Annotated in this window: 4 protein-coding genes; 2 read left to right on the top strand and 2 right to left on the bottom strand. The window is 70.9% G+C overall.

Features of this window, described 5'->3' with window-relative positions:
• Both VGL85_RS21860 and VGL85_RS21855 read left to right on the top strand, forming a co-directional pair.
• Window positions 1–3,373, top strand: a 3,373-nt coding sequence (locus tag VGL85_RS21860) for a response regulator (protein WP_331591165.1), incomplete at its 5' end; no start/stop codon positions are given.
• 2 nt (window positions 3,374–3,375) lie between these two features.
• Window positions 3,376–5,463 (top strand): response regulator, encoded by a 2,088-nt coding sequence (locus tag VGL85_RS21855; RefSeq protein WP_331591164.1) that lies wholly within the window; start codon window positions 3,376–3,378, stop codon window positions 5,461–5,463.
• A 4-nt stretch (window positions 5,464–5,467) separates the two neighbouring features.
• Here VGL85_RS21855 and VGL85_RS21850 read toward each other — a convergent pair whose 3' ends face one another.
• Both VGL85_RS21850 and VGL85_RS21845 read right to left on the bottom strand, forming a co-directional pair.
• Complete coding sequence (locus VGL85_RS21850) at window positions 5,468–10,396, bottom strand: ShlB/FhaC/HecB family hemolysin secretion/activation protein (RefSeq protein WP_331591163.1); 4,929 nt, start codon at window positions 10,394–10,396, stop codon at window positions 5,468–5,470.
• Window positions 10,393–12,085: CHAT domain-containing protein (locus VGL85_RS21845; protein WP_331591162.1), on the bottom strand; the 1,693-nt coding region annotated here is incomplete at its 5' end. The genes VGL85_RS21845 and VGL85_RS21850, both read right to left, overlap by 4 nt.

The following is a 12,085-nucleotide window of genomic DNA, read 5'->3' as shown; positions in this document are numbered from 1 at the left end:
CGAAGGCAAGCTCGGCGGTCAGGCCCTGGTGTATGGCGTCGCCGGCACCTGGAAAGACCTCACCGACAACGTGAACCTGATGGCCTGCAACCTGACCGGCCAGGTTCGGAACATCGCCGAGGTCTCGACAGCCGTGGCCATGGGCGACCTTTCCAAGAAGATCACCGTGGATGTGCGCGGCGAGATCCTGGAGCTGAAAAACACCATCAACACCATGGTGGACCAGCTGAACGCCTTCGCCTCGGAAGTGACCCGCGTGGCGCGCGAAGTGGGCACCGAAGGCAAGCTCGGCGGCCAGGCGCAGGCGCCTGGCGTGGCCGGCACCTGGAAGGACCTCACCGGCAACGTCAACCTGCTGGCCGCGAACCTGACCACGCAGGTGCGCGCCATCGCCGAGGTGGCGACCGCCGTGACCAAGGGCGACCTGACCCGGTCGATCACCGTGGAAGCGTCGGGCGAAGTGGCCGTGCTGAAAGACAACATCAACGAGATGATCCGGAACCTCCGCGATCAGACGTTGAAGAACACCGAGCAGGACTGGCTGAAGACCAACCTCGCCCGGTTCACCCGCATGCTGCAGGGCGAGCGCGACCTGTCGACGGTGTCGAACATGGTGCTGTCGGAGCTGGCGCCGCTGATCAACGCCCAGCACGCCCTGTTCTATGTGGCCGATGTGGATGGCGAAGGCGTCGAGGTGCTGAACCTCGCGGCGGCCTACGCCTTCAACAACCGCAAGCACCTGGCCAGCTCATTCAGGCTGCGTGAGGGGCTGATCGGGCAGTGCGCCTATGAGAAGTCGCGCATCCTGCTGACCAATGTGCCGACCGACTATGTGCAGATCTCGTCCGGCCTGGGCGAGGCGCCGGCGCAGAACATCATCGTCCTGCCCGCCCTGTTCGAAGGCGACGTGAAGGCGGTGATCGAGCTCGCCACCTTCGGCGAGTTCAACGAGACCCAGCAGGCCTTCCTCGACCAGCTGATGGAATCCATCGGCATCGTGCTGTCGACCATCGCGGCCAACATGCGCACCGAGGGGCTGCTCAAGCAGTCGCAGCTCCTGACGTCGGAACTGCAGGCCCAGCAGGAGGAGTTGACCAAGACCAACGACCGGCTGGAACAGCAGGCGGCGTCGCTGCGGCAATCGGAAGAGCTGCTGCGCACCAAGCAGGACGAGTTGCAGCAGACCAACGCCGAACTGGAGGACAAGGCCCGCCTGCTCTCCGACAAGAACATCCAGGTGGAGGCCAAGAACAGCGAGGTCGAGCACGCCAAGCTGGCGCTGGAGGACAAGGCCGAGCAGCTGGCGCTGACGTCGAAGTACAAGTCCGAGTTCCTCGCCAACATGAGCCACGAGCTGCGCACGCCGCTGAATTCGCTGCTCATCCTGTCGAAACTGCTCAGCGACAACGGCCAGGGCAACCTGACCGGCAAGCAGGTGGAGTTCGCCCGCAATATCCACTCCGCCGGCGCCGACCTGCTCAACCTGATCAACGACATCCTCGACCTGACCAAGGTCGAGTCCGGCACCGTCACCCTGGACATCAGCGAGATGTCGTTCGCCGGCCTGCGCGACCAGACCGACCGCACCTTCAGCCAGGTGGCGGCCGACAAGAAACTCGACTTCCAGATGGAGTTCGACCCGGCCCTGCCGCGTTCGATGCTGACCGACGACAAGCGGCTGCAGCAGATCCTCAAGAACCTGCTCTCCAACGCCTTCAAGTTCACCGAGAAGGGCGTCGTGAAGCTGTCGGTGGAGCGCGCCCAGTCCGGCTGGAGCCCGAGCAACGACCATCTGAACACCGCCGGCCAGGTCCTGGCCTTCTCGGTCAGCGACACCGGCATCGGCATTCCCGAGGACAAGCAGCGGATCATCTTCGAATCCTTCCAGCAGGCCGAAGGCTCGATCAGCCGCCGCTACGGCGGCACCGGCCTGGGCCTGTCGATCAGCCGGGAGATCAGCCGCATGCTGGGCGGCGAGCTGAAGGTGGAAAGCCGGCCGGGCGAAGGCTCGACCTTCACCCTCTTCCTGCCGCTGAACTTCAGCCCGCAGGCGCAGGCCATCTCGGCCGATCGCGCCCTGGCGGTCAGCCCGCGCCTGATGGCGACCTCGGCGCTCGCCGACCAGGCGCCGGAGCCGGTGGCCGACGACCGCGACAACATCAAGCCCGGCGACTCCACCATCCTGATCGTCGAGGACGATCCGCGCTTCGCCTCGATCCTGCTGTCGCTGGTGCGCGACGGCGGCTTCATGGGCGTGGTGACCGGCGAGGGCGGCGCGGCGGCGGCGCTGGCCCGGCGCTTCTCGCCCGACGCCATCATGCTCGACATCGGCCTGCCCGACATGGACGGCCTGGCCCTGCTCGACATGCTGAAGCGCACGCCGGAGACGCGGCACATCCCGGTGCATGTGATCTCCGCCGACGACCAGAAGGGACTTGGCCTGGCCATGGGCGCCTTCGGCTTCACTCACAAGCCGGTGGACCGCGAGGTGGTGGAATCCACCCTGCGCGAGGTGAAGACCTTCGTGGCCTCCACCGATCGCGGCGTGGTGCTGGTGGGCGCCGAGGGCCCGGCCGCCGATGCGCTGCGCGAGGGCTTCGGCGAGATCGAGCTGTCCGCCGATCTGCCGGCGGTCCTGGGCCGGCCGGCCGCCGAACGCCCCGCGGCCCTGGTCATCGAGGCCCAGGCCGTGCCGACGGGCGAGCTGATCCAGGCCCTGAAACAGGGCGCTCAGCGGTCCGCCGTGGTGGTGTTCGCGCCAGACGACCTGGCGGCCGAGGACGATCGCCGGCTCCGGCTGGGCGTCTTCGCCGGCCTGGTCCGACTGGCCCGCACCCTGGACCAGCTCATCGAGCAGACCAGCCAGGTGCTGCACCGGCCCTCCGAGAGCCTGTCCGATCCGGTCAAGACCACCCTCATCCGCAGCCGCGCCCAGGACGCCATCCTGACCGGCCGCAAGGTGGTGGTGATCGACGACGACATCCGCAACATCTTCTCCCTGGCGAGCGCGCTGGAGGAATACGGGGTCGACCTGGCCTACGCCGAGAACGGCCGCGCCGGCCTCGACCTGCTGGACACCGATCCGACGGTCGATGTGGTGCTGGTCGACATCATGATGCCGGGCATGGACGGCTACGAGACCATCCGCGAGATCCGCGCGCGGCCAGGCCTCGCCGACCTGCCGGTGATCGCGGTCACCGCCAAGGCCATGAAGGGCGACCGGCAGAAGTGCATCCAGGCCGGCGCCTCGGACTATGTCTCCAAGCCCGTGGACATCGACCACCTGGTCTCGGTGCTGCGGGTCTCGGTGCAGAAGTCCGACGCCACCCGGTTGGCCAGCGAGCCGATGGCCCTGGCGCCGGCGGCCGGGTGAGCATGGGCCGGCGCGAAAAGCCGCTGGCCGTCGCGGCTCCGCCGGAGCCGCCGGACCTGTCGCGTCTTCCCCAGCCGAAGGTGCTAGTCGTCGACGACGACGAACGCAACGGGTTCGCCGCGGTGCAGGCGTTGGAGGGCCTGGACTGCGAGGTCGTGGTGGTCTCCTCGGGCGAGGACGCGCTGCGCAGGCTGCTGACCGACGAGTTCGCGGTCATCCTGCTGGACCTGCACATGCCGGGGATGGACGGCTTCGAGACCGCCGCCCTGATCCGCGGGCGCAAGAAGACCGCCCGCACGCCGATCGTCTTCCTGACCGCGATCTTCCGCGACGAGGCGCACATCTTCAAAGCCTATTCGGCCGGCGCGGTGGACATGGTCTTCAAGCCCGTCGACCCCTTCATTCTGCGCGCCAAGGTGTCGGTGTTCGTGGACATCTACCGCCGGACCGAGGAAGCGCACCGCCTGGCCGCCCACCGCCAATGGCTGCTGCAGGAGAACGCCAAGATCGAGGCCTCGAAAGCCCAGGCCGAGCGGGCGCTGCGCCGATCCGAGGCGCACCAGCAGGCGATCCTGACTTCCCTGCCGATCGTCTTCCACGCCCGCGTCGCCGAGCCGCCGTTCGCGCCGGTCTTCGTCAGCGACAGCGTCGAGACCATCACCGGCTTCCCGGCCGAGCGCTTCGTCGCCGAGCCCGGCTTCGGCTCGTCGCGGATCCATCCCGATGACCTGGCCCGGGTGGTGGAGACGGTGTCGGCCGCCAACCAGACCGGCAGCTACGCCTGCGAGTTCCGCTGGCAGTGCGCCGACGGCGGCTACCGCTGGCTCAGCGACCAGGGGGTGCTCGGCCCCGAATACCGCGACGGCGATCGCGAAGGCGAACGCCAGATCCTGGGCGTGATCATGGATTCCACCGACCGCCACACCCTGGAGGAGCAGCTCGCCCACGCCCAGAAGATGGAGGCGGTGGGCCAGCTGACCGGCGGCGTCGCCCACGACTTCAACAACCTGCTGACCGTGGTGCTCGGCAATATCGAGATCATGGGCCGGCGCGCCGAGGACGATGCGCGCCGCGCCCAGCGGATCGACGCGATCCGCCTGGCGGCCGAGCGGGGCCGTGACCTAACCAAGCAGCTCCTGGCCTTTTCCCGCCGCCAGAACCTGACGCCGGTGGCCGCCGATGTGGGCGAGCTCATCAACCGCTTCGCGCCGCTGCTGCGCCAGGCGGTGGGCGAGGCGGTGGTCGTCGAGCTCGACCTGCAGGCCGAGCCGCTCTGGGCCAACGTCGACGTCTCCCAGCTCGAGGCGGCGCTGCTCAACCTGGCGGTCAACGCCCGCGACGCGATGCCGGACGGTGGGACGCTGACGATTTCCGCCGCCACCACCGCCGAGCCGGGCGACCTGCCCGCCGGCTCGGTCCGCATCGCCGTCAAGGACACCGGCGTCGGCATGGACCTGGCCGTGCGCGAGCGGGTGTTCGAACCCTTCTTCACCACCAAGGAGATCGGCCGCGGCTCCGGCCTCGGCCTGTCACAGGTCTATGGCTTCGTGCGCCAGTCCGAGGGCCAGGTGCGGATCGAGAGCGAACCCGGCCACGGCGCCTGCGTGGAGATCTGCCTGCCGGCCGCTTCCGCCCCGGCGCGGCCGACGGTGGTCGTCCCGGCGCCGGAGGCCATGGTCGGCGGCTCCGAGCAGATCCTGGTCGTGGAGGACGACGCCCCCGTCCTCAGGTTCAGCGTCGACCTGTTGGAAGGCCTGGGCTACGCCGTGGTCAGCGCGACCTCGGCCAACGAAGCGCTGGCGATCCTGCGCCGCAATCCCGGCATCGACCTGCTGTTCTCCGACGTGGTGATGCCGGGCGGCGTCAACGGCATCGCGCTCAGCGAGGTTGCGCGCCGCGAGAAGCCGAGCCTGAAGGTGCTGCTCACCTCCGGCTTCGTCGGCCACCGGGCGTTCCGCGAACGCGCCGCCCACGCGATCCTCGACAAGCCCTACGAGCCGCGCATCCTCGCCGCCCGCATCCGCGCCCTGCTCGACGAACCCAGAAAGCGCCCGCCAGCGCGGCGACGCAAACAGGTCGCCGCGTCCTGAGCCCTCAGGGCAGGAACGCCAGTGGCCGCACCGTCACCCGGAACTCGAAGCCACGGTCCTGCATGTCGCGGTCGCCGGCCAGCGGGGCCGCGCGCAGCGCCTTGGCGTAGGTGAGCTTGGCGAACAGGGCCTCGGACGGCGTCCAAGCGAGGCTCACGCCGACGCTGGAAAGGCTGGGCGGGTCCGGGTTCGGGCCCTGGCGGTTCTTGGCCACCCCGCCGTCCACGAAGGCCGAGGCTGTGAAGGCGCCCCAGTCCATGCGGCCGTAGCCGCGCCGGCCGTCGTCAAGGCTGAACGGCTGGGCGAGCTCGGCGGAGGCGAAGGCGCCGGTGTCGGCCAGGATCAGGTTTTCGCGATAGCCGCGCACCGTGTCCTCGCCGCCCAGGGTGAAGCGCTCGCCGGTGTAGAGCGGCCCGTCGGCCCACTGCGCCGCGCCGCGCAGGCGCAGCTCCAGCCCGGCCGCGTCCAGCCGGCGCGCATAGCTCGCCTGCACCAGGACGTCGCGGAAGTCGCCCGACGGGTCGAGCGCGCCGGCCCCGTCGGAATGCGAGCCGCCCAGCCCCTGGACGCCCACCGCCGAGACCGCCAGCACCTGGGTCGCGCCGCGCTGCACATAGTCGGCGGTCAGCCGCAGGGCGGTGTACTGCGACTTGCCGTCTTGCGAGCCGGGGCTGAACGAGAACGGCTGGCCCAGCAGCCAGGTCTCCTGTTCGCGGTGGCTGACGTGCAGGCCGAAGGTCAGGCTCTGCGCGGGCCTGAAGCCGCCGCCCTCGGTGTCGGGCGTGAGCGGCCGGTCCAGCGCCTTCCAGCCCAGGCCGCCCTCCACCGACCAGTCGGTCGAGCGGATGCCGAGCGGGCGCAGCAGTTCGTCCACCACCGCGGCGTCGTCATGGCTGGCGCGCAGGGTGACGACGGTGGACGGGCTGAACAGCGGCGCGTCATAGCCCAGGCTCTCGTCGGCGCGTCCGCCGGTGACGCCCACCTCGCCGGTCGCCAGGTCCCCGGGAACAGCCAGGTTGCGCACCGAGCCGCCCAGGGCATAGCGCTCGCCGCCGATCGAGGGCGAGCGGCTGTTGGCGACGGTGGCGTAGAGGTCGTAGCGCGGGGCGGGATCGACCACGACCTCGAGGTTCGCCTCGCCGGGCGCAGCCCCGGGGACCAGGTCGGCGCTGACGGTGCGCACCGCCGGGTCCTGGGCCAGGCGGCGGAACTGCTGCTCCACGTCCAAGGCGTTGAACGGCGCGGCCTGGGCGGCGGCCATCCGCTGGCGGACATAGGCCTCGGAGAGTCCCTTGCCGCCGCCTGGCGCGAAGCGCACCCGCATGCCCGTCGCGCCGCCATGGCCGTAGACCAGCTTGATCTGCAGGGTCCCGCCGTCCTGGGGGATCGGGCCAGCGAACAGCACGCCGGAATTGACGTAGCCGTTGCGCACGAAGGTCAGGTTGATGAGCTGGGCCAACGCCAGCAGCCGGTCCAACGGCGCGGCCTGGCCGACCAGCCTGTTGGCGACGAACTGCTGGCGCACCCAGGCGGCGTCGAAGCCGCCCGCGCCCGGCGCCTGCAGGGTGAGCCCGGTGGCGGCGTCGGGTCCCGCCTTCCAGCCCGCCAGCGGCCGCGCCCTGCCGGCGCCCGGATCGGCGCTGACCTGCACGTCGGCGAGCGTCACGGTGGACGCGAAGCTGGGGGTCGCCAGCGGCGGATTGGCGCCGACCTGGGCGAAGGCCGGCTGCGCATGGGCCGAGGCCGCGTCGGCGGCGACCGCGGCGCGGGCCCGCGCCCACAGCCCGCGGCTGACCCCCTCCGGCGCGAACAGGCAGCCGGCCGGCCCGGCGCTCGTCAGGCTGAGGGTCCGGCCGCCCTGGGCGCCGGCATAGGGCCCGAACGGGCGCATCCGCAGCTGGCTGGTGAGGCCGCTGTTGCGCGCGGCGGGGCACTGGCCGCGCAGCACGCCGGAAGCGTCGAGGAACGAGATGTCCGGGATCACCGCGCCTGTGCTGACGTCGCTGACCTGGCTGTCCAGCACCAGCAGGCCATCCACGGCGAGCTCATTGGTGCGATCCACCGAGCGGATGAAGAAGTCGGAGGTCAGCTGGACGTTGGCCCCGCGCTCCTGGCCCAGCGCCAGGATACGGCCGCCGTTGGAGATGATCGCGACGGGATCGGCGATGGTGATCCTGCCGCCAGTCCCGGGGCCGGACGAGGTGGTGATCACCCCCGGCGCCGTCGCGCCTTCGAGCAGGACGTAGGAATTGCGCGGCAGGCTGAGCGAGATGTCGCCCGCCGCGCCGGCGACCGAGTTGGTGGTGATCGAGCCGCCGTCGCCGATGGTGATCGGCCCGGCCGAGATCGCGATCGAACCCGCCGCGCCCGGCGTCGCCGACGTGTTGGCGCTGGAGATGATCGAGCCCTCGCCGCTCACCGTCACCGCGCCGCGCATGGCGATGGCGATCCCGCCGGCCGTCTTCGGATTCTCCGAGGCGGTCTCGACCTGGCCGCCGTTGACCACCGACAGGGTCTGACCCTGGATCGTCAGGCTGCCGGCCGCCCCGGTCGCGCCGTCCTGGGCGCGCGAGGCGAGCTGGGCCTCGTCGACGACGATATCGGTGGCGGAGATCGTGAGCGCGCCCGCGTCGCCCGACGATACGGTCGAGGTGACGATGCCCGAGGTGCTCGCCACCGACAGGCTGTCGGCCTGGATCTGCACCTGGCCGCCGCGCCCGCTCGATCCCGGCCCGGCGCCGGACTCGATCGAGGATGCATTGGCGAGGCTGATGGTGTTGGACGAGACCAGCACCCCGCCGGCGTCGCCCGCCGCGAAGGTCGACGACGAGATCAGCGAATTGTCCATCGTCAGGGCGCTCGCGTGGATCGCCACCTGGCCGGCCGCGCCGCCGGACCCCTCTCGCGCGGCGGACTCGATGCTGGAATCGCCGGTCAGGCTGACGCCCTTGGCGGTCACCGCGACGGAGCCGGCGGCGCCCGCACCGAAGGTGTCGGACGAGACCACGCTCTGATCGGTGAGCTGGAGCTGGCCCAGGTTGAGGCTCACCGAGCCGCCAGCCCCGGTCGAGCCGGGCGCCGCGTCGGAAAACACCGAGGCGAAGTCCACGCTGAGCTTGTCGGCGGTGATGGTCACCCGCCCTGCGGCGCCGGAGCCGAAGGTGTCGGTGACGATCTGGCTGTTGTTGGTCACCGAAACCGAGCTGGCGTTGATCGTGATGTCGCCGCCGGCGCCCGAATTGTCGGTTTCGGAACTCACCACGCTGTTGTCCAGCGACAGGTTGGTCCCGCTGATGGTGACGAGGCCGGCCCGGCCGGTCCCTATGGAATTGCTGGCGATGAAGGCGCCGGTCGTGGCGTTGAGAGTGGCGGCGTCGATGGTGACGTCGCCCGCCGCGCCGGAGCCCAGGGTGCTGGAGGTGACGTTGCCCTGGTTGGAAAGGGTGAGCGTCCCGGCCTTGACTTGCACCGAGCCGGCGGCGCCCGCCCCGTCGGTGAACGATCCCAGATCGCCGTCGTTGGTCAGGGTGATCTGACCGGCCTGCACCGACACGAGCCCGGCCCGGCCGGTCCCGCCCAGGCTGACCGAGTCGATCGCGCCGCCGTCGACGCTTACCGTGTTGGCGACGATCTGCACCGTGCCCGCATCGCCCGCGCTGGTGGTGCTGGAGCTGATCACGCCCTGATTGGTGACGCTCACCGCCCCGGCGCTGATCTGCACCGACCCGGCCCGGGCGCTGGTAGGATCGGCGGCGTCCGAGCTGATGAGGCTGTCCAGGCCGTCGACCCGGACACTGGCGGCGTTGATGGTCACGGCGCCGGCGGCGCCGCGGTCGTGGCTCGCCGACGAAATCGCGCCCTGGCCGTCGACCAGCACGGTGTTGGCGTTGACGATCACGCTTCCCGCCGCGCCGGTGCTGAAGGTCGAGGACGACACCGTGCCGCCGGTTCCCACGTGCAGCGCCCCGACGTTCAGGCTCACCGTGCCCGCATTGGCCTGCGCCACGTCGGTGTTGGACGAGAACAGGCCGCCGTTCTCGATGTCGGCCGTCTGGGCCGCCAGCAGCAGGTCGCCGGCGTCGCCGCTGAAGAAGGTCGAGGAGCTCAGCGCCCCGCCGCTGAGACTGAAGGCGCCCGTCGCCACCCGCACAGAGGGCGTGCCTGCGCCGGTGGCGGTGGCGGAAACCAGGGAGTTGATCAGCACCGTCGAGCCGGCCAGCGGCGCCGTGCCGAACGGGTCGGCGAGGCTGATCGCGCCGCGCAGCGCCCCGGTGGTGGAGATGGTGAGGGTGCGCGGCGTGAAGGCGGCGTCGAGCATGCCCACGTCGCTGGCGAACAGCGACAGGTCGACGGTGTTGTTCGGCAGGAAGGGCGAGTTGGTTTCGATGAGGATCGGCTGCTGGGCGCCCAGGAAGCCGAAGCTTTGCGGCGCGCTCATCGAGAAGTTGGAGCCGTTCGGCGCGGTGGCCGAGAACTTGAACCCGTCGGCGAACTTCAACCCGTCGTCGGCGGTTGAGATGTAGGCCGCGCCCGGCACGTTGAGGAAGGCGTTGCCGGTGAACAGCACCCCGGCCGGATTGATGAAATAGAAGCTGGCGTGGGGAAGCTGGCTGGTGTCGATCAGGCCGGCGATGGTCGAAAACGTCCCGCCGGTGACCCGGTTGATGACATTGGTGACGCTGGCCGGGTTGGCCGCGGTCCAGACCGCCGCGTCGGTCGCGGCGAGGTTGAAGGTGGTGAAGCTGTGGAACAGGTTGCCGCCGGCCAGGGTCCCGCCGGAGATGGTGGTGACGGCGCCCGAGCGGGAGACCGTGGTGCCGGTGGCGAAGGCGTTGGTGTCGGGGGTGATGTTGGTGGTCACCTGGGCCGCGGCCGGCGCGGCGGCCATCAGGGCCAGCGCGGCGGCGGAGACGAGGAGCTGGGCGCGCCTCAACGCCAGCCCCCCAGCACGGTGAAGGCGGCCCAGACCCCGGGATGCTCCAGCCCGCCGCCGGCCGCGATCATCTTCAGCTGCGCCTGACGCAGCGCCGCGGCCTTGCCCAGCCCGCTGCGATAGCCGGCGTAGAAGCCCTTCATCAGCTCGACCGTGCCGGTGTCGCTGACCTCCCAGAGCGAGGCCAGCGCGCTCTGGGCGCCGGCCTGCACCGCCGCGCCCGCCAGGCCCATGCTGGCCTGGTCGTCGCCCACCGCCGTCTCGCAGGCGCTGAGCACCAGCAGGCTGAGTTCGTCGCCGCGGGCGCGGTCCGACGAGATCAGCCCGCGCAGGTCGGTAAGCGAGATCGCCTCGTCGTTGGCCACCACGAAGGAGCGGTCGGAGCGGCCGTTGAACGCCGCGTGGGTGGCCACGTGCAGCACGTCCACATGGCCGCCGGCCAGCGCCGCCTGCAGGTCGGCCTTGTGGAAGTCCTGGATCAGCCGGCTGCGGGCGCCCGCGCCGCCGACGTCGACGGCGATCTTGGCCTCCTCGGCGGTGCCTTCCAGCTTCGGAAAGTCGCCGGCCGGCAGGCTGACCTCTTTCTGCAGGGAAGCGGCCACGACGGACAGCGGCCGTTTGGTCCGGTCGGTTCCCGGCTGGGAATAGGACAAGGCCGGCGCCACCGACACCGCCGTCCGCTCGATCAAGAACTTGCCATTGTCGTCGGTCAGGGCCGCGAAGGGCACCGAGCGCAGGACGCCGTCCGGGATGATGACCAGGGTCCCGCCGGTGCTGAGCTGGCCTTCGATCGGCTTGATCAGCAGCTGGTAGAGCTGCCGCGCCGGCGCCTTCCAGGCGTCGCCCTCCTCGCCGCTGGCGGAATCCACCAGGGCCTTGGCCAGCTGCACCACGGTCTCGCGGTCTGCGCCGCGGGCGGCGGAGAGCCGATGGTAGGCGCCGGCCCCGCCGGCCGAGCCGCGCGCATAGATCAGCTCCACCCGGTCGGGCAGCAGGATCGGGTAGAGCAGCACCTCGTCGGACCGCAGCTCCGCGGGCTTCACCGGTTCGCGCGGCGGCACGCAGTCGGCGCCCAGCGCGCTCTGCACCTCGGCCTGGCGATAGGCCTCCACCACCGCCTGGGCCCTGGCGATCCGCGCCGCCTCGCCGCCCGCCTCGGTGTCGCGCAGCTCCACATCCACGGCCTGTTCGAACACCGGCTGCATGCGCAGCGTGAAGGTCGGCTCCTCGGTCAGCGGATCGACCAGGGGCAACAGTGGCCGCACCGCCTCCAGCGCCCGGTAGGCTTCCGTGACCAGTTCGCGCCGCCGGGCGGGATCGGCCTCAGCCAACCACAGCAGCCAGGTGGATTGGCGCAGCGGCTCGGCGCGCTGGCTCTCCAGATAGACGGCGCGGCCCAACAGGGCGCGGGCCTGTCCGGCGTCTCCGCGCGCCAGGGCCAGGCGCCCGGCCATGGCCTGGGCGTAGGAGGCTTCGTCCGGAACCTCGCCGGCGGCCGAGGCGAGTTTCGCCTCAGCGGTGTCGAGCGCGGGCGACGGCGCAGTCCCGGCGTCGAGCGCAGCCTCCATCAGCCGGCCGATGAGCTCCGCCCGGCCCGGTCCGCTCAGCCCCTCGGCTTCCGGCAGCGCGCCCTGAGCGGCGGCCAGCGCCTGCGCCTTCAGGGCCGCCGCCGACTGGGGCTGGGCGGCC

Source organism: Phenylobacterium sp. (assembly GCF_036501465.1).
Lineage (GTDB): Bacteria > Pseudomonadota > Alphaproteobacteria > Caulobacterales > Caulobacteraceae > Phenylobacterium.
This window is presented reverse-complemented; position numbering and strand designations above follow the sequence as displayed.